At 62.0% G+C, this 23,504-nt stretch carries 25 protein-coding genes; 1 reads left to right on the plus strand and 24 read right to left on the minus strand.

The window, feature by feature from the left end:
- Window positions 1-11 precede the first annotated feature (11 nt).
- Genes VMW12_04480 through flhB form a run of 3 tightly spaced genes read right to left on the minus strand, consistent with a single transcriptional unit; the run spans window position 12 to window position 3,882 of the window.
- Window positions 12-680, minus strand: a complete 669-nt coding sequence (locus tag VMW12_04480) for a PilZ domain-containing protein (protein HUZ48987.1) — start codon at window positions 678-680, stop codon at window positions 12-14.
- A complete protein-coding gene (flhA, locus tag VMW12_04485; GenBank protein ID HUZ48988.1) occupies window positions 680-2,818 on the minus strand; it encodes a flagellar biosynthesis protein FlhA in 2,139 nt (712 codons plus the stop codon). Before flhA ends, VMW12_04480 begins: the two co-directional genes overlap by 1 nt.
- Window positions 2,818-3,882: a flagellar biosynthesis protein FlhB gene (flhB, locus tag VMW12_04490; GenBank protein HUZ48989.1), complete on the minus strand. Its 1,065-nt coding sequence runs from the start codon at window positions 3,880-3,882 to the stop codon at window positions 2,818-2,820. Before flhB ends, flhA begins: the two co-directional genes overlap by 1 nt.
- A gap of 144 nt (window positions 3,883-4,026) precedes the next feature.
- Here flhB and VMW12_04495 point away from each other — a divergent pair, with 144 nt between their 5' ends.
- Window positions 4,027-5,064: a hypothetical protein gene (locus VMW12_04495; protein ID HUZ48990.1), complete on the plus strand. Its 1,038-nt coding sequence runs from the start codon at window positions 4,027-4,029 to the stop codon at window positions 5,062-5,064.
- 59 nt (window positions 5,065-5,123) lie between these two features.
- On the opposite strand, the gene fliR is transcribed toward VMW12_04495, so the two are convergent.
- The 21 genes from fliR to fliG form a co-directional block, all read right to left on the minus strand.
- The gene (fliR, locus tag VMW12_04500; protein HUZ48991.1) at window positions 5,124-5,906 is read right to left on the minus strand and encodes a flagellar biosynthetic protein FliR; all 783 of its coding nucleotides are present in this window, start codon (window positions 5,904-5,906) and stop codon (window positions 5,124-5,126) included.
- A gap of 2 nt (window positions 5,907-5,908) precedes the next feature.
- Window positions 5,909-6,178: a flagellar biosynthesis protein FliQ gene (gene fliQ, locus VMW12_04505; protein ID HUZ48992.1), complete on the minus strand. Its 270-nt coding sequence runs from the start codon at window positions 6,176-6,178 to the stop codon at window positions 5,909-5,911.
- On the minus strand, window positions 6,175-6,903 hold the full coding sequence (gene fliP, locus VMW12_04510) for a flagellar type III secretion system pore protein FliP (protein HUZ48993.1): 729 nt from the start codon (window positions 6,901-6,903) through the stop codon (window positions 6,175-6,177). Before fliP ends, fliQ begins: the two co-directional genes overlap by 4 nt.
- Before the next feature lie 86 nt (window positions 6,904-6,989).
- Window positions 6,990-7,343: a flagellar biosynthetic protein FliO gene (locus VMW12_04515; GenBank protein HUZ48994.1), complete on the minus strand. Its 354-nt coding sequence runs from the start codon at window positions 7,341-7,343 to the stop codon at window positions 6,990-6,992.
- Window positions 7,344-7,351: 8 nt separating this feature from the next.
- On the minus strand, window positions 7,352-8,257 hold the full coding sequence (gene fliN / locus VMW12_04520; GenBank protein ID HUZ48995.1) for a flagellar motor switch protein FliN: 906 nt from the start codon (window positions 8,255-8,257) through the stop codon (window positions 7,352-7,354).
- A gap of 12 nt (window positions 8,258-8,269) precedes the next feature.
- Complete coding sequence (gene fliM / locus VMW12_04525) at window positions 8,270-9,265, minus strand: flagellar motor switch protein FliM (GenBank protein ID HUZ48996.1); 996 nt, start codon at window positions 9,263-9,265, stop codon at window positions 8,270-8,272.
- A 9-nt stretch (window positions 9,266-9,274) separates the two neighbouring features.
- Window positions 9,275-10,042 carry an OmpA family protein gene (locus VMW12_04530; protein ID HUZ48997.1) on the minus strand — a complete coding sequence of 256 codons (768 nt, stop codon included), beginning with the start codon at window positions 10,040-10,042 and terminating at the stop codon, window positions 9,275-9,277.
- A gap of 12 nt (window positions 10,043-10,054) precedes the next feature.
- Window positions 10,055-10,897, minus strand: a complete 843-nt coding sequence (locus VMW12_04535; protein ID HUZ48998.1) for a motility protein A — start codon at window positions 10,895-10,897, stop codon at window positions 10,055-10,057.
- 80 nt (window positions 10,898-10,977) lie between these two features.
- A complete protein-coding gene (locus VMW12_04540) occupies window positions 10,978-11,169 on the minus strand; it encodes a flagellar FlbD family protein (GenBank protein ID HUZ48999.1) in 192 nt (63 codons plus the stop codon).
- Between the two features lie 121 nt (window positions 11,170-11,290).
- Complete coding sequence (locus VMW12_04545; GenBank protein HUZ49000.1) at window positions 11,291-13,141, minus strand: flagellar hook-basal body complex protein; 1,851 nt, start codon at window positions 13,139-13,141, stop codon at window positions 11,291-11,293.
- Between the two features lie 89 nt (window positions 13,142-13,230).
- Window positions 13,231-13,638, minus strand: coding sequence for a TIGR02530 family flagellar biosynthesis protein (locus VMW12_04550; GenBank protein ID HUZ49001.1), 408 nt, complete (start codon window positions 13,636-13,638; stop codon window positions 13,231-13,233).
- A gap of 3 nt (window positions 13,639-13,641) precedes the next feature.
- Complete coding sequence (locus VMW12_04555) at window positions 13,642-14,112, minus strand: flagellar hook capping FlgD N-terminal domain-containing protein (protein ID HUZ49002.1); 471 nt, start codon at window positions 14,110-14,112, stop codon at window positions 13,642-13,644.
- Window positions 14,113-14,121: 9 nt separating this feature from the next.
- A complete protein-coding gene (locus VMW12_04560) occupies window positions 14,122-15,774 on the minus strand; it encodes a flagellar hook-length control protein FliK (GenBank protein ID HUZ49003.1) in 1,653 nt (550 codons plus the stop codon).
- Between the two features lie 63 nt (window positions 15,775-15,837).
- Window positions 15,838-16,647 (minus strand): 3-deoxy-7-phosphoheptulonate synthase, encoded by an 810-nt coding sequence (aroF, locus tag VMW12_04565; protein HUZ49004.1) that lies wholly within the window; start codon window positions 16,645-16,647, stop codon window positions 15,838-15,840.
- 190 nt (window positions 16,648-16,837) lie between these two features.
- Window positions 16,838-17,440: an aminodeoxychorismate/anthranilate synthase component II gene (locus VMW12_04570; protein HUZ49005.1), complete on the minus strand. Its 603-nt coding sequence runs from the start codon at window positions 17,438-17,440 to the stop codon at window positions 16,838-16,840.
- Between the two features lie 199 nt (window positions 17,441-17,639).
- Window positions 17,640-19,016, minus strand: coding sequence for an anthranilate synthase component I family protein (locus VMW12_04575; protein ID HUZ49006.1), 1,377 nt, complete (start codon window positions 19,014-19,016; stop codon window positions 17,640-17,642).
- A gap of 73 nt (window positions 19,017-19,089) precedes the next feature.
- A complete protein-coding gene (locus VMW12_04580) occupies window positions 19,090-19,758 on the minus strand; it encodes a hypothetical protein (GenBank protein ID HUZ49007.1) in 669 nt (222 codons plus the stop codon).
- Window positions 19,755-20,219 (minus strand): flagellar export protein FliJ, encoded by a 465-nt coding sequence (gene fliJ, locus VMW12_04585; GenBank protein ID HUZ49008.1) that lies wholly within the window; start codon window positions 20,217-20,219, stop codon window positions 19,755-19,757. Before fliJ ends, VMW12_04580 begins: the two co-directional genes overlap by 4 nt.
- The gene (gene fliI / locus VMW12_04590; protein ID HUZ49009.1) at window positions 20,219-21,526 is read right to left on the minus strand and encodes a flagellar protein export ATPase FliI; all 1,308 of its coding nucleotides are present in this window, start codon (window positions 21,524-21,526) and stop codon (window positions 20,219-20,221) included. Before fliI ends, fliJ begins: the two co-directional genes overlap by 1 nt.
- 15 nt (window positions 21,527-21,541) lie before the next feature.
- Complete coding sequence (locus VMW12_04595) at window positions 21,542-22,420, minus strand: FliH/SctL family protein (GenBank protein ID HUZ49010.1); 879 nt, start codon at window positions 22,418-22,420, stop codon at window positions 21,542-21,544.
- Window positions 22,420-23,502, minus strand: coding sequence for a flagellar motor switch protein FliG (gene fliG / locus VMW12_04600; GenBank protein HUZ49011.1), 1,083 nt, complete (start codon window positions 23,500-23,502; stop codon window positions 22,420-22,422). The genes VMW12_04595 and fliG overlap by 1 nt, the downstream gene beginning before the upstream one ends.
- Window positions 23,503-23,504 lie beyond the last annotated feature (2 nt).

The following is a 23,504-nucleotide window of genomic DNA, read 5'->3' on the forward strand; positions in this document are numbered from 1 at the left end:
TAAGGGCGGCCCTATGCTAGGCCCCGATTGCGAAGGTCGGTTTGCTTGCGATTGATGAACTCGACGATCGCCTGATCTTCCTCTGGGCGAAGGCCGTGAAAGCGCAGCCCGTGCGACTGCTTCCCCGACGTCTTGATCTCCTCGTGGCGCATCACTTCGCCCAAGAGCATGAGCGGGGCTCCCGCCGAGTTGAGATCCATCTTTACCTCAACCATCGTCCCGTGCTTCATCGCCCGGTCCGTGATGAGCGAACAGCCGCCGCGGCTGATGTCGCGGATCGTCGCGCGTACGAATTCGCCCACGCCCTTGCCCGCGGGGGCAAAGCGCCAGCCGCCGATGACCAGCGCGTCGAGGCGAACGCTCTGACGCTTCTGCGCCCCCGTGGCGGCCCCGACCAGCGCAACGCGTCGCGGCACCTCGAAGACCGTGCTCGTTCCGTTGGAGGAGAGAATCTTCGAGGCGGCGCGAAAGCGGCCGGCCCCGGTCGTATAGAGGAGGACCGCGGTCTCGCCCGGCCGGCCGAGCGACTCGCGCGTGACGATACCCTTGCCGCCGACCGATTCCACCGTCACCGAGCGCGAGGGGCGGCCCGCCACGATCGCATCGATGAACGTGTTGACCTGGGGCAACTTGGCCGAGGGAAGGTCGTTACTACTGCCGCCAAAGAGCGATTTAAACATCAACGAGCCGTCGTTTCCATCGTGTCCGAGGAGGGTTCTTCCGTCGTGGAGACCTGGCCGATCGACTCGACTCGCAGCCCCGGCGCGATCTCGGAATACGAGAGCACGACGAGCTGTGGAGCCGCTCGCTCGGTCAGCCGCTTGAGGGCCAACCGTACAGAAGGCGAGCACAGGACGATGGGTTGCAACCCGGCGTTCTGCGCGACCGCGATTTGCTTGGTTAGCGACGCGTAGACTCGCGCGACCGTATTCGGGTCGAGCAGAGCATAGGCGTCCTCGCCACGGCGCACGGCTTCACCCAACAGCGATTCGAGCCGCGGATCGACCGTAATCACCGAGAGCAAGCCGTTTTCAGCGTACTCCGCCGAAATATGGCGGGCAAGAGCCGCTCGGACCCTTTCGGTCAGATAGTCGATGTCTTTGCTCACGCGCCCCGCGTCGGCCAAGGTCTCTAGGATCAGCACGAGGTTGCGGACGGGGATGCGCTCGCGCAGCAGATTCTGGAGTACGCGCTGGATTTCGCCGACCGTCAGCAGGCCGGGAACCAGCTCTTCCACCACCACCGGGTAGTGGGATTTGATGTTGTCGAGCAGCGCCGAGACCTCTTGGCGCCCCAGCAAGTCGGGCGCGTGGCCCTTGATGATTTCGGTTAGGTGCGTCGCGATGACGCTGGTGGGATCGATGACGGTGTAGCCCGCCATCTCGGCTTCGATGCGAGCCGATTCGGAGATCCAGAGCGCCGGCAGGCCGAAGGCCGGCTCGGTCGTCGGAATACCGTCGATGGGCGCGGTCGCCGTGCCCGGATTCATCGCCAGCAACCGGCTGACCATCACTTCGGCCTGAGCGACCTCCAACCCATAAATCTTCACCTGATAGCTGTTGGGCTTGAGCTGCAGGTTGTCGCGTACGCGAATCGGCGGGACCACGATCCCGAGATCCCGCGCGGCATGGCGGCGGATCAACGTGATGCGCTCGAGCAGATCGCCGCCTTGATTGACGTCGACCAGGGGAATCAATCCAAAGCCGATCTCGAGTTCCATCGGATCGTACGAGAGCAGCGGCACGACGCTCTCGGCCGGCTTCGGCGCGGCGGCCGCGGCGCTGGCGGCGGCGACGGCTTGCTGCGCGGCAAGGCCCGTGGGGCCCGCCGCGAGTACCGCACGGCGGCGAGCGAAGTAGGCGAAGAACAGTATCGCCGACATCACGAGCATGAACCAGCGCGCGAGGCCGAAGAGCCCAAATAGCCCGGTCATGATGGCGGCGATCAGAATAGCGTTCGGCTGCGCGTTCAATTGCTTGACGATATCTTTGCCGAAGTCCGATTCGGAGGCCGCGCGCGTGACGATGATGCCGGTTGCCGTGGAGATCAGCAGCGCGGGGACTTGCGTCACGATACCTTCGCCGACCGTGAGCAGCGTGAAGTGCTGGAGCGCCTGCACGAAATCCATGTGCATCTGCGCGACCCCGACGATAAATCCGCCGACGGTATTGATCGCAACGATGATGATCGCGGCGATCGCATCGCCCCGAACGAACTTGCTGGCGCCGTCCATAGCGCCGTAGAAATCGGCCGAACGTTGAATATCCTTGCGGCGTTGCCGCGCGTCGGCTTCGGTGATAAGGCCGGAATTCAAGTCGGCGTCGATCGCCAGCTGCTTGCCGGGCATGGCGTCCAAGGTGAAGCGCGCCGCGACTTCGGCCACGCGCCCGGCGCCGTTGGTAATGACGACGAACTGAATGACGACCAGGATCAGGAAGATCACGAACCCGACCGCGTAATTGCCGCCGACCACGATCTGTCCGAAGAACCCGATCACCTCACCCGCATAGCCGTGCAGCAGAATCTGCCGCGTTGCGGTGATGTTCAGCGAGAGGCGAAAGAGCGTGATGATGAGGAGCAACGACGGAAAGACCGAGAACGAAAGCGCGTTCTCGGTATAGAGGCTCGTACCGATAATGACCAGCGCGGCGGCGATGTTCAGCGTTAAGAGCGCGTCCAACACCTGCGTGGGAATCGGCACGATCATCAGGATGACCAGCATCACCGATGCGCCGGCAATCCAAATCGGAGCCGTCGCCGCAATCCGTTGCGAGATCGTCTGCGGCGCCGCGCCGGTCGTCGTCGGAACGGCGGCCATTATGCGATCGTCTTTCGCTTGAGCTTATACACGAAGGCAATCACCTGAGCTACCGCGGCATAGAGATTGGGCGGAATGGATTGATCGAGTTCGACGCGCTCGTAAAGCGTGCGCGCAAGCGGAGGATTCTCCATGATCGGAATCCGATGTTCCCGCGCAAGGTCGCGAATCCGCTTTGCCACTAAATCCGCGCCCTTCGCAACGACGACCGGCGCGTCCATCTCGACCTCGTCCCATTCGAGCGCGACCGCATAGTGCGTCGGATTCGTTACCACCACCGTCGCGCGCGGGACCGCGGACATCATGCGCCGGCGCGAACTCTCGCGCTGACGGCGCTTGAGCTGGCCCTTGACCTCGGGGTTACCCTCGGCTTGCCGGTGCTCGTCTCGCACCTCTTGCTTGGTCATCTTGAGGTTTTGCTCCAACTGCCACTTCTCGTAAGCGAAATCGAGCAAACCTACGATCACGAGCAGCATCCCGAATTTCCATGCGATGCCGTAGATGAGATTGGCAGTCAACATGACGATGGTCGCGGGCGTCGATTGCCCAACCTTATCGAAGAACGAGAGATTGCTGGAGACCGCGCTGTAAATCAAGATTCCGACTGCGGAGAGCTTGATCAGCTGCTTGGCGAGTGAGACCACGACTTGTTTGGAAAAGAGCCGCTTGAAGCCGTTGATCGGGTTGAGTTTACCGAACGACGGAGCGAGCGGCTTCATCGTAAAAAGAAAACCGAACTGCAGCACGTTCGCCAGAATACCCACCACCAGTGCGACGCCGAAGAGCAGCACCAAGACGAAGCCCAGCCCACCGGTCGCTTGGATAAAGAGCAACCAGACCGACTTCACGGTGAAGTCTTGGTGGTTCGCCACCCGGGAGAGCACGGCCGTGGCCGTGGACTCAAGGCCGGCCATAGTCTGCATGAAAAAGCCATGGATAACGAAGACGCTCACGAGGAAAATCGCCGCGCCACCAAGCTCCTGACTCTTAGGAACTTGGCCGCGCTTTCGCGACTCCTCGCGGCGTTTCGGGGTGGCCTTCTCGGTCTGCTCCGGTTTAGGCACCGTTCGAACTCGCGGTTATCATCTGTTCCTTAGGTTTTCGGCTGTTTTGCGACTTTCTCCAAGTCTGGGAACGCCAAAGCGGGAAGGTGGGTGCAGCCTGCCAATAAGGGAGGCTGACCCAAACACGACTCCGAGGAGAGAACATTGCAACGAACGCTGGGGATCTTCACCGGTGCGGCGATGGCAGCCGCGCTATTGGCCGGTTGCGGCAAAGCCACGCCGATCACGAGCGCTACCCCCACCCCGGCCCCCACGCTCCAGCCGAAAGTCTCGAGCGAGTATCCGATTCCCACGGCCAACGCGCAGCCTGAGGGCATCTCACGCGGCGCCGACGGCTCGCTCTGGTTCGTCGAAACGAACACGAACAAACTCGCTAGGCTGGACAAAACGGCAACCGTTACCGAGTTCCCGATGCCCAGCGCGAACGGCGGACCGGTCAGCATTACCACCGGCCCCGATCAGCAGCTCTGGATGACCGAGCCCGGCGCGGGCAAGGTCGCGCGCTTCAGTCTCAACACGTTCACCTTCACCGAGGTCACGCTCCCGAACCCGGCGGCCAAGCCGACCGGCATCGCCACCGGGCTCGACGGCAATCTCTGGGTGACCGATCCCGGAGCCAACGGTATCTGGAAGATCGTCCCATCCAGCACACCGCCGTATGCGACAACCTTCTATCCGCTCACCACGCCTAACGCGCAGCCCGGCGCGATCGTCTACGGCCCCGATTCGAACCTGTGGTTCGTCGAAACCGCCGTTAGCCGCATCGGAAAGCTGAATATCAGCGGCTGCTCCGGCGGAGCCTGTTCGGTAAGCGAGACACAAGTCAGCGCCGGTGCCGGCCTCTCGTCGATCGCTAACGGCAGCGACGGCGCGCTATGGTTCACCGAGACCACCGCCGACAAGATCGGCCGCGTCACGACCAACGGCGTGCTCACCGGAGAGTATCCTCTGGCACCGCTCAAAGCCCCGGTCGGGCTTGTGCTCGGAGAAGATAACAACTTCTACATCGCCGATCAGACCGGCAATCAAATCGGGCAGTTCGTACCGGGCACGCAGGCCGTCAAAGCCTATCCCGTCCCGACGGCCGCCGCGGCACCCTACGGCATCACGCTCGGCCCCGACGGTGAAGTGTACTTCACCGAACAGGCCGGCAACAAGATCGGCCAGTTCCTCTACTTCTAGGAACCCGCCTCAGCACGCGTAAAGAGCGCCCGGCCATCGTGGCCGGGCGCTCTTTACGTTCAATGGACGCGCAGGCCGCGCATGACGACGTCCATCTGGTACGCCACGTTGGCGAACAGATCGGGAGCGACGTTCCCAAGCAGCGGCATCGTCACCGCGAGCATAATCAGCCCGACGCCCACTTGAATCGGAAAGCCCACCACGAACACGTTCATCTGCGGCGCGACGCGCGACATGAACGCGAAGGCGATGTTCGTCACGAACAGCGCCACGGCAACCGGCGCGGCGATTTTAAAAGCCGACGTAAATGCCGCGCTGAAAAATATCATGACGTTCCCGGCCACGCTGGGATCTAAATGGATGTACGGAAGCGGCACCAGATTGAACGAACCCGCGACGCCTTGAATCAGATAGTAGTGGGCGTTGGTCACGAAAAAGAGCAGCGTCGCGATCGCCAACTCGAACTCGCCGATAATCGTCACCTGTTGCTGGGTGGTCGGATTAATCACATTCGCTACGGCGAATCCGATCTGGAGATCGATCAACTCGCCCGCAAATTGAATCCCAATGAAGACGAACGATGAAACGAATCCGACGAGCAGGCCCAAGACTACTTGGCAGACCACCGCGAACACCAGCTCAGATATGCCGGGCGCGAGCGTCACCAGCGGAACGCTCCGGTATAGGATGAACGCCAGTAGCGCGCTCAGCCCCAGGCGCACCTGCATGGGAACCTGCGGCGACGAGATCGCCGGAAAAACGAAGAGCATCGTGCTGATGCGAATGAATACGAGAAGAAAGGTTTCGAATTGCGCGCCGCTCAGGCCGAAAAGATCGACCACGGTTACCTGATGTAACTAGGCAGATTCGAAAAAACGCGGCTCATGAAATCGGTCAGCATCGCCAAAATGAACGGGCCGAAGAACAGAATCGCAAAGCCGGCCGTGACGATCTTGGGAATGAACGCAAGCGTGGGTTCTTGGATCTGGGTCACCGCCTGGAAGAGCGAGACCACCAAACCGACGATCATGCTCAGCAGCAACACCGGAGCTGCCGCCACCAGCGCAACGAAGACCGCTTCTCGCCCGAGCCCGATCGCGTCGCCGAAGGTCATTGCTTGAAACTCTGAAAGATCGCGGCCACGGTCAAATTCCATCCGTCGACCAGAATGAAGATCAAGATTTTAAACGGTAATGAAATGATGATCGGCGGAAGCATCATCATGCCCATCGAGAGCAAGATGCTCGCAACCACCATATCGATGACAATAAACGGAATGTAGATCGCGAACCCGATCTCGAACGCCGTCTTGAGCTCGGAGATGACGAACGCCGGTATCAACAGATACGTCGGCACGTCGGCCTGGGCTTTCGGCCGCGGCTCTTTCGAAATCGAATAGAACAGTTGGATGTCTTTCTCGCGGGTCTGTTTGAACATGAACGTGCGCAACGGAGCGGCGGCGCGATCGAGCGCCACCGATTGCGAAATCTGGTTCTTCATGTACGGCTGCAAGGCGTTGGTGTTGACCGCACGGATGACGGGGTTCATCGTAAAGAACGTCAGGAACAGCGCTAGGCCGATGAGGACCTGGTTCGGGGGCGTCTGCTGCGTCCCGAGCGCGGTGCGCACGAACGAGAGCACGACGATGATCCGCGTGAACGACGTCACCATTACCAGCAACGTCGGCGCCAGCGCCAGCACCGTCAGCAGCAAGAGAATCTGGAGCGCGGCCACGACTTGGGTCGGGCTCTTGGCCGCGCCGACGCCGATATTCAGCGACGGAATCGGCAAGGTCGGCGCGGTGGGCGCCGTCGCCGCAGCGGCAATCGCCGGCAACACCCATAGCGTGAAGACCGCCAGTGCCGCGCCGATGAGAAACCATTGGTGGCGCTCCCAAACCTGCGCCAGAACCGCGCGAACCTTCTTCACGGCTTCCTACGAAAGGTCTTGAACGTGTCCATCAGCGACGAGCGCTGCATCCCGAGTACCGAGCGCTGCGCGGCGAGCCACGGCTCGACCTCGTCGGTCGGAAGCTCCGCCAGCGTGCTCACCTGCGCGTTGCCGCCGCCGACCAGCAGATATCGAGCACCCACCTTCACGACGTGCAGCGAAACGTGCTGCGAGAGCATCGTCGATTCCAAAACCGTGACGAGCCGCCGATCCGCCGAAAGCAGGACGCGTCCGCGCGCGATCCCGCGCACGACCACCCACAGGCCCACGAGCATGAGCCCAACCACGACCAGCGCCAGGATGTAGTTCGACCAAAATCCGCTGGACACGCCGGCGATCAACCGATCTGCGGATTGAGTTCGCTGATCTTCACCGCGTACTTATCATCGACCACGACGACCTCTCCACGCGCGATCAGGATATTGTTCACATAGAGATCGATCGGTTCGGCAGCGAGCTTATCGAGCTCGAATACGGTCCCGGACTGGAACGAAACGACCTCCCGCAGCGGCATCACGGTCTTTCCTAGGACCGCGCTGATCTGCAGCGGCACGTCGTGAACGAGATCCAGGTTGGCCTGCCCGGGCTGCGCCGCCCGCACCGGGGTTGGCTGCATCGGCGTAAAGGCCACCGTTTGCGCATTGCTCACCGCCGCCGAAGCCCGCGCCGCGGACGGCGATTGGCGTGGCGGTGGCTCGGGAGCAACCGGTTCCGGAGCGGCCGCAGGCGCGGCTTGCTGCGCCGGGGATAGCCCGAATTTCGAGAGGGTAATCGCGGCGAAATCCAAGCTCAGACGCGGCGTGAGATCGGCGCCGACTTGCACTTCGCCCTCGTACGATTCGAACGGCGGCGGCGGCAAGAGCGTCGCATCGGTGCAGAGCTCGGCGTGCACGCCTTCCGCGCTCGTTCCGAGCTCCTGTGCGAGTTGCTCGATCATCGCGGCTGAAATCTGAGATGCGGTCTCCGAGGCGATCGAGAGCTGCATCGGCCCCATCTCGGCCATGTCCTCGCTCCCGCCCAGCATCACGCCCACGACGTGTTGCATATCGGACTTCGGAAAGCGGACGACGATCTGCGCGCCCAGCGACGGGATTTCGGCGATCGTCACCAACTCGTCACCGTCGGTCTTGATCGATCCCTCGTGATCGTTGCGGGTCGCTGCGGTCGCCGCGGCGGGTTGCTCCACCAACCGGCCGAGCACCGTGCCGGCGGCCGCCAGCATCGCATCGGCTAGTTGTTGCATATCCGGCATACGCTATTCGTCCTCGCTATGGATGACTTGAGCTACTTGCACCGCCACCTGATCTTTATTCCGCCCCGGGAACACGCGGAATTTCTCTTTGTCGTTAACCCTGGCGCTGAGCGGTTCGCTGGTCAGTTTGTCAAACACCACGACGTCGCCTTCGCGCAGTACCACGAGATCCCGCAGCGAGAGCATCGTCTTGCCCAACTCCACTTCGACCTCGACATCGGCGCGTTCGACGTTGCGCGTCAATTGCGCGATGTCTTCCTCGGTCATGCCGCGTCCGGCGATCACCGTCGGCGACCATTGGAAATCGGTCAACTGTTGTCCGATCGACTGCAGCACGAGATACGGGAGGCAGAAGTTCATCACCCCGGCCATATCTCCAACCTTCAATTCCATCGATACGTATGCCACGATTTGATCGAGCGGAATAATACGCGGGATGAACTGCGGGTTCGAATCGAGCGCCTCGATCTTAAGCGAGAGCGTCAACAGATAGTTCCACGATTCGCGGTAGCTGTTGAGCATGCGCGCCATGAAGCGCTGCATCAGCGTTCGCTCGATATCGGTGAGGTCGCGAAGCTTGTTCGGAAACCAGCCCGGTCCGCCCAACAAGCGGTCGATGATCGAGAATACTAAATTGAGATCGACCTGCACGATACCGCTGCCCGGCAACGGATCCATCGAATAGATTGCCAGAATCGAAGGCGTACCGATCGAGGCGATAAAGTCGCCGTAGCTGATCTGTTCGATCGAGATGATCGTCGCTTCGACGCGCGTCCTTAAATATACCGAGAGCGAGTTGTTGAGCAGGCGCGTGAAATTCTCGTGAAGCGTCCGCAACGTCTGCAACTGATTGTTGCTAAATTTATCGAGCCGCTTGTTGAAGCGGAAATCGAACGACTTGACCCGCCGGCCGTCGATGGCTTCTTTAGCGGGCGCTCCGCCCTGCCCCGAAAGCTGGTTGATGAGCGCATCAATTTCTTCTTGTGAGAGACTCGACATCCGAGAACGCTATTGACCTTTCTCCGCTTTTGAAAGCGTCGCATTGAGCAGGACTATATCCACCCGACGGTTCTGCTGACGTTCTGCTTCCGTGCGATTCTGCGTTCGCGGCTTATACTCTCCATACCCGGCCGCCGAGATGCGGTACGGGTCGAGATGGTCCTTTTCGACCAGATACCGCACCACGTTGACGGCCCGCGCCGCCGAAAGTTCCCAATTCGTGGGATAGAGGGCGTTATGGATCGGGACGTTATCCGTATTGCCCTCGACCCGGATCAGGTTCTTATTCTTGACCAGAAATGTATCGATACCATCCAGGATCTGCTTGGTATGCGGCCGCAGCTCGGCGCTGCCGCTATCGTAGTACGACTGGTCCGAAAGCAGCGTAATCACCAATCCGCGATGGTCGACGTGGACCTGCACTTGCTTGCCGAGCCGGTGCTGCTGCACGAATTTTTCGAGGTCTTTTTGAATGGCCGGAATGCTGGCGCTCGCGTTGTTGGCCTGGCTGCCGTTCGCTCCGCCGCTCGGCGGCTGGTTGACCGACCAGGTATTGTCGAAACCGCCCGAGACGCTGCGCGCGAACTGCTGCACTTTCACGCGGCTGATCGTCGACATCGCGAAGAGAATAATGAAGAGCGCGAGCATCAACGTGATCATGTCCGCATACGTCAATAGCCAGCGCATCATACCGGCCGTTTCGAGCGATTGCTCTTTCTGACGATTGCGGAACTTGGATTCGGCCGCGCGGGCGGCGGTCTTTGCCGGTTGTGCCATCGATCGGGTGCGCTATGCCGACGAGGCCGAGTAACCGGCCTCCCCTGCAACGGCTCCGCCCTCTTCTACATCCGGCTCGCGCTCCTTGGGGTCCAGGAATGCGAGGAGTTTTTCTTCGAGCAAGCGCGGATTGTCGCCGGCTTGGATCGCGAGAATTCCCTCGATCATGATCTCGCGGACCAGCAACAACTCGCCGTTGCGCTCTTTGATCTTGGTCGCGAGCGGCAACCATAGCAGATTGGCAAACATGATGCCGAAGAACGTCGCGACGAACGCTTGCGCGGTTGCCACGCCGATGGTTCCGGCCACGTTGCTGCTGTTGCCCATCTCGGAGAGGCCCTTGAGCATGCCGATCAAGCCGAGCACTGTTCCGATGATACCCAGCGTGGGCGAGTAGCCGCCCAAGCACGTGAAGACCGCTTCGGCCTTGCCGCCGGCTTCTTGCGTGTTGCTCACCTCGGTCTCGAGCACGCGGCGAATGATCTCCGTATCGCGGCCGTCGATGACCAGTTGAATGCCTTTGCGCATGAACTCATCGTCGAGCGCCGCCGCCTCGTTTTCCAGCGCCAGCAGCCCCTCGCGCCGAGCTTTCTCTGCAAAGGAAACAAGCGTCGAGATGACGTCGCGCTCGTGATAGTTGGGCTCGATGAACGCCGTGCGGAAACCGCCAAAGAACCCGCGCACGAAAACCCGCATGGGAAAAGAGGTTAACGTGGCGCCGAGGGTTCCGCCGATGATCAAAAACAAAGCTTCCCATCGTCCAAAGATGATGTGAGGATCTGTTCCGCCGACGTATCCGGCAACAAAGATGGCGCCGAACCCGAGTATCAAGCCGGCTATGGTCGCGATGTCCAACGATCGATCTCCGCTGGTGGTTGTCTACAAGTGGTATCGGCCACGACGGCCCGAACATCAAGTTTCGCTCGGCCGGGCCCCTACTCGGCGGGGCCGTAAATCTTTCGTTTGAAATCGATAATCTTCTGCTGGACCTGCGCCATGCGGTCGCGGACGATCAGTTTATTGCCGGAAGTCAGCGTCACGACGGTATCGGGGGTCTCCTCGAGCGACTCGATGAGGTCGCTGTTTACCATGACGGCTTGCCCGTTAAGGCGGATCAGTTGTATCACGCGGTTCGCTTCTGCGCGTGGGGACCAAAGGCCCACGCCCGGATAGAAAACGGGGGCCGTCGATCCGTCGACAGCCCCCGCTCCGCTTCCCCGCATGGTGGTGGGGACGGTGGGTGGAGCGCTAGTTCTCGCTCGCCTGGAGATGGATCACGGTCTGCAGATTTTGGTCGGCAGTCGTGATGCCACGCGTATTCGCTTCGAATGCGCGCTGCGCGAGAATCAGGTTGGTGAATTCGGTCGAGAGGGAGACGTTCGATTGCTCGAGCGACCCCGCAACGATCGATCCGAATCGGCCCGCGCCGGCCGTCCCGACCTGTGCGAGCCCGGAGGCCGACGTGGACGAGAACTGGTTCCCGCCGATGCGCGAGAGGCCGTCCTCATTTTGGAAGGTGGCTACCGCGACTTGCGCCAGTGCCCGGTTCTGGCCGTTGGTGAAGGCGCCGGTGACGGTACCGTCCTGGCCGACCGTGATGTTCGCGAGGGTGCCGGCCGGGTAGCCGTTCTGCGAAACCACGCTGGCCGTGTAGGCGCCCGCTAAGCTGGCATCGCCGGAGTAGTCGAGCCCGATCGGGCCGGGCGTCGGTGCCGCTCCGCCCGCGGTCGGGGCATTGGAGTTGTTGCCGGCGCTGGGTCCCCATTGGGTCACGTTGATCTGGTTGCCTTGAGCGATCGCCGGCAGGCCGCCGTTTCCGGTATGGAGATACGCGGTCGCGTTGGTATCGAGCTGGTATCCGGGGACGCCGCTCTCGATGGCCGAGGAGTTGATGAACTGCCCGTTCTGGTCGAAATACGCGTACCCGATGGTCCCCGACGAGCCGGTGCCGTACGTCGGAGCCGTGACGGCGCCGCCCGCGCCGACCGTTCCGGGGGTCGCGATGGTCGAGAACTGGGTGCCGTCGGCAAAGCTGACGCTCACCTGCCAGCGCGTGGCCGGAACCACAGCCGTTCCGTTCTCTACCTGTACCGAGCTGGGAAGGCCGTTCGTCGCCGCAGTGACGGTGACGGTTTGCGTGTTGGTTCCGGGCATGGGACTAGCGAGCGTAAACGTCGCGCCGCCCATGGTGACCGTCTGGCCGGCGGCAACGGTCTGGGAATTCCCAAGCGTATCGCTCACGAGTGCAGACGTTCCGGCTGCGTTTGAGACGATCTTAATGGTGTCGTTTTGGCTAGCCGCTAGGTTGACCGTCGGAGCGCCCGTGGTATTGGGGACGCCGGCCGAAGCTACGCTAGCCGGGGTTGCGCCCGCAACGTCCGGGGTGTAAGTGATCGTGGCTTGGTGCGCGTTGCCGAGCGAATCGTAAACCGTAGTCGAGATCGACTTCGGCGTGCCGCTGGTAACGGTCGCTCCGACGTTATAGAGGAACTGCTGCGACCACTGCGTCTGGTCGAGATTCCCGCCCATCGCCATGTCGAAGACCTGGTCGTTCGAGCTGGGTCCAACCTTGGTGCCCGAGCCCGTCGCCGTGGCCTGCTCTTGCAAGCCGAGCGGGATCGTGACGTTGCCGGGGCTGCCGGTCTGCGAGATCTGCCCGTTCGTGCCGGTCATGTAGCCTTGCACGGCCAGACCCGAGGCGGGATCGTACAAGAGCCCGTTGGAGTTGAGCGAGAACGCGCCGTCGCGGGTGTAGGTCGGCGCCGAAGTGCCGTTGGTGTTGCGCAGGATGAAGAATCCGTCGCCGTTGATCGCGAGATCGGTATTGACGCCGGTCGTTTCGAGGCCGCCCTGACCGAACTGCGTGTCGATCGAGTTGACCTTGACGCCCAAGCCCTGGTCTTGCGGGTTGATGCCGCCGCTGGTCGCGGTCGGCCCCGACGGGTAGCCGGATTGCTGATAGAACATGTCGGCGAACGTCATCCGCTGGCCTTTGAAGCCGGTGGTTGCCGTATTCGCGATGTTGTTCGAGATCATATCGATCCAGCTCTGGTATGCGTTCAAGCCGGTGATGCCGGTGAACATTGAATCGAATGCCATGGAATCTAACCTCTAGCATGGATCCGCGTTACCTCTTTCGATCGGTAACACGGCTGAGGCCCCGCAAGCGGTCCGCCTCAGATAGTGCGTTAAATGATTGCCGCGGAGTCGATATTGGTGAACACGTTCTCTTTCATCGATTCCGCATCGACGGCGGTAATGACGGTGCGATTCTTGATGCTTACCACCATCGCGGTATCGCGCATGATGAAAAGCGAGTTTTTCGCACCTTTCGCCGCAGCTTTGTCCGCCATCGCGTTCATCTTGGCCACGTCGTCGTTCGAGAGGCTGATGTTGCGCGATTGCAAGCGCGCGATGGCGTGCGCCGAGAACTTGAGCGGCTCGCTCGTCGAAGACGAGGACGACGCGCGCTCGAGCGCCGAGCGAAAGCTCTCCGAGCTCGTTGGCGGGATCTGGACCGGTTGCCCGACCGGGCGCGGCCCGGGTCCGGGAATAATCGCGGACGATTGAACGCGATTGATGTCGTTCGAATCCACGATTTAGCTACCGATGCCGACGATGTCCGAGATCGAGAACAGCAGCGGGTTGCCGTTGTTATCGGTCAACGCGGTGCCGCTCGAGTTCGTCATCGTGAAGTAGGGCGTGCCGTTCTGCACGGTGATCGACGAAATCGTACCGGTGGCGGTCGAGGAATTGCCGGTCGTTGCGTTGGTCCCGGTGTTCACCGTTGCGGTCTTACCAACGAGCGATGCAGCCTGCATCACGCCGAAGTTGGACTGGAACGATTGGAACGACGAGCTCAACTGCTGCTGGTATTGCAACTGCGAAAATTGTGCGAGTTGCGTCACCGATTGGGTGGGGTCTTGGGGCTGCGTCGGGTCTTGATTCTGCAGCTCCGTGGTGAGTAGCGTCAGGAACGCATTCGGACCAAGCGTAGAACTCGGCGGCGTTGTCGTCGGCTGATTCACGTTGATCAGTTGGTTGATTCCGGACGTAGTGGTTAGGGACATATCGTCCTCCTAGACGAGATAGTTGAAGAGTTCGAGGGTCGATCCGTTGACGATCGAGGGCGACGAACTCGGGCCGGTTGCCGCGATCGCTTCGGGCGATCCCGGTAGTTCGTGGATGACGTAGTGTCGGCCGAAGCCGGAGGCACGGTCTTTGTTGCCGCCGTTACCGGCATCGCCCCCCGAAACGTCGACCGAGAAACCCGAGAGGGTCAGGCCGGCTTCATTCAAGGAACGCGCGAGTTGTTGGTGGCCGTTAACCAGCGCGCTTTGCACGGTGCTGTTCTGCGCTACGATACTGGCGTTGACCGAAGATCCCGCGATCGTGAGCTTCATCGAGACCTCCCCGAGATTTTCGGGGAACAATCTCAGCCGAATCTCCGAGGTCCCGTTGGAGAGGCTGCGCATCGCCATGCCTTTGACGACCTGCTCCACGATCGCCGTTGGATCGGGTAGCGCGGGCGTTGCGGGCATCGCCGCTTGTTGCGCTTGCGTCTGCATCGCCACGGTCGGAAGCGCACCGAGCGCAAGGCTCGGCTGATCCGTCGTGGAGCGGGCAGATGCGGTACGCGAAGTGTCGCGGCCCGTGCCGAAGCCCGAACCGGTCCACGTGGAGGTTTGCGCATCGGATGACGATCCGGACGCGGGCACGCCCACCGTCGTTGCTAACGCCGCCGCAAAGCGGGCGGCGAGCATGGACGGGGTTGAGAGCGTTCCGTCGCCACGCGTAGCGGCGGCGGTTGCCTGCGAAGTGGCCTCCGAGGCTGCAGCCGCAATCGCCGGAGCATTCAACTGCGCGTCGACGCTCGAAGCGCGCACGATCATGCGCGCCAGAAGGTCGGGTGCAGCCGTTTGCCCGTTGGCCGGCGCCGGGGTTGACGTAGCGACGGATGATATCGCCGTATCGGCGCCGTGCGCCGGTACGGAGGGTACGAGCGTCGCCGCGTTTTGCGCGGTCTGCGGAGAAGACGAAACAGGCGGAGACAGCGATGCCGTCACCGTTGCGAGGAGCGATTGCGCGAGGCTTGCGGCGTCAAACGCGAAGTTTGACGTTCGCTGTGTGTCGTGCTGGGCCGGGGTTTCTTTCACCGAAGTGGTGTCCAAGATTGATCCCGAGATGTCGCTCTGCTGCCCTGCTTGTCCCTGCGCTACCCCCGCAACTCCGCTCAGCCATTGCTGCAACTGCGCTACGAGGGTCGCCGCTTGTTCGGCGGCGGTTCCAGGTGGAGCATGTGCGGGTGGAGAGAGCGCGTTCGTGAGGGATTGCAAGAGCGAGCTATCGATCTGACCCGATACCGAAGCCATCCCTTGCGGCAATGCTCGATGCAACGCTGCGGAGATGATCGACGAGAGGCGGGCAATGATCGACGAGAGTGGGACTCCACTTTGCAGCAAACCCGTCACCTGTGAGACCACTTGCGAGGTTGCACCGCCGCTCGAAGTTCCAGCGAGGTCATTCTTCGATGCGACCGGTTGCGGCGTCGCGCCGCGCGCTAAGCCGGGTAGGCCGAGCGATGCAAAGATCGATGCGAAGGCGTTCGGTGCCGTAGCAACCGTCGTGCCCCGATCGGTCGGGCTTTGCATGGAGGTGACCGGCGATTTGAAGCCCGGAGCGCCGCCATGCGCTACCGGTAAAATCCCGATAAAAGGACTGATTGATGCCATATTCCATTCACCTCCTTTCGCACCAATTCGATACGAAGGCCCACGCATGGACCCTCGCTAATTTCATCGGCTCGGCGAGGCGGCGACCTTAGGGGCAGGCGCTACCCGGGCCATCAGTCCGGCGAAGGCACCCAAGTCGAGTGCCTGTTCTGCGTCCGACCGCGCGCGGGCCGGGTCCGGATGGACCTCCACCATCGCACCGTCCAAACCCGCCGCGGCGGACGCTGCGACCAGCGGCGCAATCAAGCTGCGCCGTCCGGTCGCATGGCTGGGGTCGACTATCACGGGCAAGTGCGTTAGCTCCTTGAGCCGCAGCGCCCCAGCCAAATCGAAGAGGTTGCGGGTCTGCGGATCGAATCCGCGGACGCCGCGTTCGCATAAAACCACCCGCTCGTTGCCCTCGACCAAGAGGTACTCGGCGGCGTACAGGACCTCGTCCAACGTCGCGGCCGGGCCGCGCTTGAGCAGGATCGGCTTCCCGGTTCGGGCGGCGGCCTGCAGCAACGAGTAGTTCTGCATGTTCCGCGCACCGATCTGAATCATCGATACGTGCGAGGAAAGCAGGCCGAGTTGCGATTCGGCCATCGCTTCCACGACCGTCGGCATCCGATGCTTTTCGGCGACGCGCGCGATCAGCTCGACCCCGGCTTCACCCAAGCCTTGGAATGAGTACGGCGACGTCCGCGGCTTGAAAGCGCCGCCGCGAAGCATGTGGGCGCCGCAGGACGCAACGCCGCGCGTGACCGCCTCCATCTGGAACTCGTCCTCGACGGCGCACGGGCCGGCGATAACGACGAAGCCCTCACCGAAACGCACCCCGTCCACGTCGACGATCGACCCTTCACGCTCTCCCCTGCTCGCCAATTGATACACGGAACACTACTCCTAACTCGACGCATAAAAAACGAGGCCGCCCCGGTTGGGGCGGCCTCGTCAACGATGGTGAACCAGCTTCTAGTTCATTCGCTCCACGACAATAGCACGCGCGCCTCACCGGCAATTTCTGCGGTCAGGTGCCACCACCAACGAGCGGTCTGCGTGGTTGTCATTAACGCGAAGTCTATCACGGTGCCGCCGTAGCCGTCAATCGCGCGAGCCGCAAAAAATTGCGAATCAACGCTTCGCCGTGCTCGCTCAGCACCGACTCCGGGTGGAATTGCACCGCGTGCACCGGCAACGCGCGATGGGCGATCCCCTGAATCACGCCGTCTTCGCTGCGGGCCGTAACCAGCAACGCCGAAGGGATCGTGGCCGGGTCCAATGCGAGCGAATGATAGCGCGTCGCCGTAAACGGCGAGGGCAGGCCGCTAAAGACGCCCGAAGCGTCGTGCGAAATGGCGGAGGTCTTCCCATGCATTTGGCTGGGCGCGTGCGTTACGGTTGCGCCCAGCGCTTCCCCGATCGCCTGCAATCCCAGGCAGACGCCGAACGTCGGCATCGAACGCGCGATCGCCGCTCGCAGCAGCGCCATCATCTGCGGCTTCTGCGACGGATTACCGGGCCCCGGGCCGATCGCCAGCGCATCGTAGCGATCGAGCAACGCGGCTTCAAGCACCGAATCGTCGTTCAGCACCACGTCCGGCGCACAACCCGCCGCCGCAAACAAATGCACGACGTTGTACGCAAACGAATCGTAATTATCAACGAACAGAACGCGCACATTCACCTCCCATTCCCGAGCGTGCGGCTACCTGTTGGCCGCATGCCCTACGTCCGTTGGGGGACCGTTCGTCAGCGCGCATCCTGCGCGCTTCCTACTCGTACGTTTTTGCGCAACGGCCAAAGGAAGTCGACATCCTGTCGATTGCGCAAAAATCGCACGTCCCCCAACGAACGTAGGGCATGCGGCCAACAGGTACAATGGGTCACAATCCCAATACCTCGCGCGCGATGCGCGTCTTCTGTAGCACTTCTTCGTACTCCGATTGCGGGTCGCTATCGGCGACGATGCCCGCGGAGGCTTGCCAATACACGCGTCTATCGTGCGCGTGCAAGCTGCGCAGCGTGATGCATGAATCGAAGTCTCCGCCGAAGGACCAGCGGCCGATGCTTCCCGCGTAGAAACCACGCGAGACCGGTTCGAATTCGTCGATGAGTTGCATCGCGCGCACTTTGGGCGTTCCTGTGACCGTCCCCGCGGGGAAGCCGGCTCGGAAGAGATCGAGGCCGTCGCGGCCGTCGCGTAGCGTTCCCACCACGTCGGAAACGATGTGCATCACGTGGCTATAGCGCTCGATTTGCAAGAGTTCGTCCACGGCGACGCTGCCGTATTCGCAAACCGCGCCCAAATCGTTGCGACCGAGATCGACCAGCATCACGTGCTCGGCGCGTTCCTTTTCGTTCTGCAGCAACTCGCCGGCGATCCGTTCGTCTTCTGCTTCATTCGCGCCGCGCGAGCGGGTGCCGGCGAGCGGGCGAATGCGCGCGCGGCGCCCTTCAAGACGCACCAAGAACTCCGGCGAGGCGCCAAGCAATTGCCCGAACGGCGCGTCCACGTAGAACATGTAGGGAGAGGGATTTCTTCGCCGCAGCGCGCGGTAGAGATCGAACGCGTCGCCCTCTAGATCGACGCCGAAGCGGATGCCGATTTGGAGTTGATAGACGTCGCCGTCGTAGATGTGCTGTTTGATCCGCGCGACGCGACTCAGGTAGGCATCGCGATCGAGCGACGACCACACGGGGCCGATCGCTCGTACGGGCGCGGCAAGGACCGGTCGCGCGGCCAGCAGACGCTCGATATACGCATCGATACGTGCGTCGACGGATCGCTCGTCCTCCCCGCAGGCCCAGATCGTTAACGTGTGCGTGAAGTGGTCGAAGATGAGCCAGCTCGACGGAATCGTCACATAGGCGGCGGGCATGGGCGGCTCGGCGGCGTGCCCGGGGTTCATCCGCGCGGACGGCCGAGCGGCGTCGTAGGCAAATGCGAGCAGTGCACCGCCGAGTTCCGGGCGATCGCCTGCGATCCGATAGCCACGCACCATCGCGCGAATGCGCTCGTACATGTCGGGGGTGGCCTCGAACGATTCGCTGTGCAGGTAATCCAGGCCGATGAACGAGTAGCGCGAGATGCGGCCGCCGTGCTCGACGCTTTCGAGCAAACACGCGTTGCCCGGCGTTGCCAGCGCGCGATAGGCGCCGATCGGCGTGAGGACGTCGGACCCGATGGTGCGGGCCCGGGATACGAGAAGGCCGCCCGGTTGCGGGCGGCCTTCTACGGATATTTCTCCGAACGAACGCATGCCGCTACCGCTGGACTCCCAGGAGCCAATGCCAACGATACCATGCTGCGAGGCGGACGATCATGCGCGCTTCTTACCGTCGCAGCTCGGGGTGTTCCTGCGTCAGCCGCGCGGCGACCGCTGCCGGCAACGCATCCAGAATCGCGCCCGCGGCATCCGGTGACATGAGCGACATCACGCGCGCGACGTACGCAGAGGGCAATTTTTGCACGACTTTCGCGGCGTTCTGAGGTTCCATGTTCGCCCAATACTGGGCGGTGCGCCGCATATCCGGGGTAGCCCCGGCCGAAAGATCGCCGGTCGTGGGGCCGGCTTGCGCGCTCGTGCCGGTTCCGGCGGCGGCCGACCCGGCCGCGATCGGCGAGCCGGACGACGCGGAAGGCTTGGCGGCTTTCGCATTCGCAGCTTGCGATTCGAATTGCGTTATCTGCGCCTGAAGTCTCGAAATTTGCCGGTCTTTGGACTTCGAAGCATTTTGCGCGGCGGTAACCTGATGTTGCAATTGGAGGATCTGGTGCTTCAAATCGGTCATCGCTTGATTTTGCGCGGCGAAATGGAATGGTCCGGCGATCGTGTCGGCCATCGGAGCGCTCGCGCGCCAAACCGGGGCAAGCGGACCGTTGACGATCTCGTTTCGCGACGGCTGCCAGACGAAGGCGAATGCGACCAGTGCGATGGCGATCAGCGGCAACAGCACGCGACTCCACGGAAAGGTCTTACGCCGTTGGCGCGTTACGATCACGATGCTCCTCCCATCTGTTGCATGCTCCGGCCGAACCGGCGAGCGTTTCCGTCGTCGAGTTCGTTCTGCTCGATGCGCAACTCTTCGTTCGTAAATGCTTCGCGGCGACGCTCTTTGAGCTTCTCCACGATCTTGCGTTCTTTGCTCGATGCCAAGAGTTCCTGGCGCGAGCGGTCGAGCTCGATCCTACGCTCGGCGACCACGCGGATCTGCGCCACGATGGCTCGATCGAGAAATTGCACGTGCGCGTAATGGAGCCGTAACTGCTCGAGGTCGTAGCGTTTATGCTCGGTGCGCAAGCGCGCCGAACTATCGCGAAACTCGCGGTCGAGCCGGTCGAGATCGCGCTGGGCTTCATCGTGCGCGATCTGACGCAGCGCCACGGCTTGCTGCTTTTGGTTTTCGATGCGGCCGCGGTGCTCGAGGAGCGGTTGCAGCGTAAAGCGGAAGCGGCGTGCCATTATGCGACGCTCATGAGCGACTGCACCGCCTGTTCGTACCCGGTCGTTTCGTAGATGCCTTGCCGCAGAAAGTGTCGGATCGATTCGATTTTCGAGAGCGCTAGATCGACGCGGGGATTGCTGCCCTGCACGTAGGCGCCGATGTTGATGAGATCTTCGGCATCGCGATAGGTCGCAAGCACGTCGCGAATCGCCGATGCCGCCGAGTAGTGGTTTTCATCGACGACGTCGGGCATCACGCGGCTGACGCTCTGCAGGACGTCGATGGCGGGATAATGATTCGCCGAGGCGAGTTGGCGCGAAAGCACGATGTGCCCGTCGAGAATCGAGCGCACCGCATCGGCAACCGGCTCGTTCATGTCGTCTCCGTCCACCAAAACCGAGAAGAGTCCCGTAATCGTCCCGCGTTGGGACGTCCCGGCTCGCTCGAGCAGTTTTGGGAGCATGGCGAAGACCGATGGCGTGTAGCCGCGAGTCGTCGTCGGCTCGCCGATCGCTAGGCCCACCTCGCGCTGGGCCATGGCAAACCGCGTGACCGAGTCCATCATGAACATCACGTCCAACCCTTGGTCGCGAAAGTACTCGGCGATCGTCATTGCCACGGATGCGGCCTTGATGCGGACCAGAGCCGGCTGATCGCTGGTGGAGACGACGACGACGCTGCGGCGCAGGCCCTCTTCGCCGAGATCGCGCTCGATGAAGTCGCGTACTTCTTTACCGCGCTCGCCGACCAAGGCGATCACGTTGACGTCGGCCGACGTGTTACGCGCGATCATCCCCAAAATCGTCGATTTGCCGACGCCGGAACCGGCGAACACGCCGACGCGCTGCCCCTTACCGCAGGTCAACATTCCGTCGATCGCCCGGATACCCAGCGCCAGCGGCTCGGTTACCCGTTGGCGCGTGAGCGCCCCGGGCGGCGCCGAGTTCACTTCGGCGCGATGATCGGCCACGATCGATCCCTTACCGTCCATCGGGCGGCCCAGGCCGTCGAGCACGCGGCCCAGCAGCCGATCGGTGACTCCGATTTCGAGCGGCTTTCCATGCGCGATCACGTCGCTGCCGGCGCCGATGCCCTTGAGCTCGCCAAGCGGCATAATCAAGACCTTGCTGTCGCGAAATCCGACGACTTCGGCAAGCACCGGCTCGGCGGTACGCTTGTACGAAATCGAGCACGTTTCGCCGATCGCCATATTCGGACCGTGGCTCTCGATCACCACACCGATGACCTGGCGAACTTTGCCGTACTGCGAAACGAGATCCGCGTTGCGTAAGTTGGCGATATAGCGGTCGGCGTTAAACGTCATCGACACGGCGGCCGCCTAGCTCGCCTGGGCCGGCGGACGGAGCAGCTCCGTGCCGGATTGGCCGAGTTCGATGGCCTCATCGTTCTGCAGCGCCTTGCGCGCTTCGCGCAACTGCGTGGAAATCTTGGCATCGATCGTGCCGGCCTCGGTCTCGAGGACGACGCCGCCGCGATCCACGCGCTGATCCTCGACGATCCGCAAGTGCTCGACGTCGTGCGACGCCACGATCGCATCGCGATGCTGGCGGATCATGTCGAGATCTATCGGATTGACGCGGAGCGTTACGACCTCGCGCGACACTAAGCGCGTGAGCGCATTGCGGACGTTTTCGACCACGACGCTAGGATCCAACGCGATGTGTTGATGCACGACGCTTTCGGCGATCGCCATCGCCAGACGTACCAGCTCCGGCTCCGCGCCCTCGATAACCGTGTGGCGTTCGTTACGCGCCGAGTCAACGAGCTCGCGCAACGTCGCGATCAGTGAGGCCGTCTCGGCTTCGATCTGCTGGCGACCCTCGGCGAATCCCTGTTCGCGAGCGCTCGCCTTGGCCTGGCTCTCGATCTCGAGGACGCGCTCGTCGGCTCGCGCGATGAGCGCGCGTCCGCGTTCGGCTGCGTCCGCAAGCAGCGTCCGCGCATCCTCCGCGGCCCGATCGATCAATGCGTCCGCTTCGGCGGCAACCGCGTCCCAATCGATCTGCGGTACCGGCGTTTCTTCAACGATCGGTTCGGGAACCGGCTGCTCGAGCACGTCCGCATCGCCACGGAACGGCGCCGCGAAGCGGGCGTCGAGTTCTCCCTGCCGCTCGGGCTCGGCGGCACGATCGAAATGCGGGATCGGGACGACGTACGAACCGTCGATAAAGCGCGCTTCGCGAACGACTTTACCCATTAAACCAGTCGTTCGTCTTTAGCGCCACGCGCGATAACGATCTGCCCGTTCTCTTCGAGCGTACGAATCACGTCCACGATCTGCTGCTGCGCCTTGCCGACCTCACGCATCCGTGTCGGTCCCAGCAGCTCGATCTCTTCTTTGAGCATGCTTGCGGCGCGCGATGACATATTTTTGTAGACGCGGCCGAGCAGTTCGTCGTTCGCAACTTTGAGCGCGAGAGCCAGATCTTTGCCGTCCACCTCTTTGAGGATACGCTGGATCGAGCGATCGTCGAGATTGACGATGTCCTCGAAGACGAAGAGCAGGTTCTTGACTTCTTGAGCGAGTTCCGGGTCGCGCTTTGCCAATCCGTCTAAGATGTTTTTCTCGGTCTCGCGGTCGACGAAGTTCATCACGTTCGCAAGCGACTGCACGCCGCCGGCCTTCGCAAAATCCGCGCCCTGAACGAGCAGACGGCGTCCGAGCAGCTCGTCGAGTTGCTCCAGAACTTCCGGTGCGGTTTTCTGCAAGATCGCAATGCGCATCGCAACCTCCGCTTGGAGTTCGGGCGGGAGCGCCGAGAGTACCGCGCCGGCCTGTTCGGCCTGCATGTACACCAATATCAGCGCGATCGTCTGCGGATGTTCGTCTTGGATGAATTGCAGCAGCTGTGCGGGTTCGGTGTTTTTGATCAGCTCTAGGGGATTGCCGTGTTTGAGCGCCGCGAACAGGCGGCTGGTCATATCGTCGGCTTGGCCCGAACCGAAGCTCCGCTCGAGAATCTCCTTCGCGTATTCGATGCCGCCTTCGTTGATGTACTTTAGGGCAATCGCACGCTGATAGGCTTCTTGAACGACGGCGTCGCGCCGTTCGATCGAGACGGTCGTGATCTTGGCGATTTCGAGAACGATGCGCTCGACTTCGTCCTGCCGTAAGAACTTAAAGATCGTTGCCGAGAGTTCGAGCCCCAGCGTGATCAACAGGATTGCGGCCTTCTCGGGACCGGAGATTTCGATCTGCGGTGCGTCGCTGAAGGGCGACGCCGCGAATGCGGTTTCGGCAAATCCGGAACCCGACAGATTGACGATCGGCGATTCCATCG

Source organism: Candidatus Dormiibacterota bacterium (assembly GCA_035532835.1).
Lineage (GTDB): Bacteria > Vulcanimicrobiota > Vulcanimicrobiia > Vulcanimicrobiales > Vulcanimicrobiaceae > DAHUXY01.

Excerpts from the sequence above, each read along its gene's own strand:
- fliM (HUZ48996.1), bottom strand. The coding sequence starts at position 9,265 with ATGTCGAGTCTCTCACAAGAAGAAATTGATGCGCTCATCAACCAGCTT.
- VMW12_04480 (HUZ48987.1), bottom strand. The coding sequence starts at position 680 with ATGTTTAAATCGCTCTTTGGCGGCAGTAGTAACGACCTTCCCTCGGCC.
- fliN (HUZ48995.1), bottom strand. The coding sequence starts at position 8,257 with ATGCAACAACTAGCCGATGCGATGCTGGCGGCCGCCGGCACGGTGCTC.
- flhA (HUZ48988.1), bottom strand. The coding sequence starts at position 2,818 with ATGGCCGCCGTTCCGACGACGACCGGCGCGGCGCCGCAGACGATCTCG.
- VMW12_04560 (HUZ49003.1), bottom strand. The coding sequence starts at position 15,774 with ATGGCATCAATCAGTCCTTTTATCGGGATTTTACCGGTAGCGCATGGC.
- VMW12_04530 (HUZ48997.1), bottom strand. The coding sequence starts at position 10,042 with ATGGCACAACCGGCAAAGACCGCCGCCCGCGCGGCCGAATCCAAGTTC.
- fliJ (HUZ49008.1), bottom strand. The coding sequence starts at position 20,219 with ATGGCACGCCGCTTCCGCTTTACGCTGCAACCGCTCCTCGAGCACCGC.
- VMW12_04575 (HUZ49006.1), bottom strand. The coding sequence starts at position 19,016 with ATGCGTTCGTTCGGAGAAATATCCGTAGAAGGCCGCCCGCAACCGGGC.
- fliG (HUZ49011.1), bottom strand. The coding sequence starts at position 23,502 with ATGGAATCGCCGATCGTCAATCTGTCGGGTTCCGGATTTGCCGAAACC.
- fliI (HUZ49009.1), bottom strand. The coding sequence starts at position 21,526 with ATGACGTTTAACGCCGACCGCTATATCGCCAACTTACGCAACGCGGAT.
- VMW12_04595 (HUZ49010.1), bottom strand. The coding sequence starts at position 22,420 with ATGGGTAAAGTCGTTCGCGAAGCGCGCTTTATCGACGGTTCGTACGTC.
- fliQ (HUZ48992.1), bottom strand. The coding sequence starts at position 6,178 with ATGACCTTCGGCGACGCGATCGGGCTCGGGCGAGAAGCGGTCTTCGTT.
- VMW12_04555 (HUZ49002.1), bottom strand. The coding sequence starts at position 14,112 with ATGTCCCTAACCACTACGTCCGGAATCAACCAACTGATCAACGTGAAT.
- VMW12_04545 (HUZ49000.1), bottom strand. The coding sequence starts at position 13,141 with ATGGCATTCGATTCAATGTTCACCGGCATCACCGGCTTGAACGCATAC.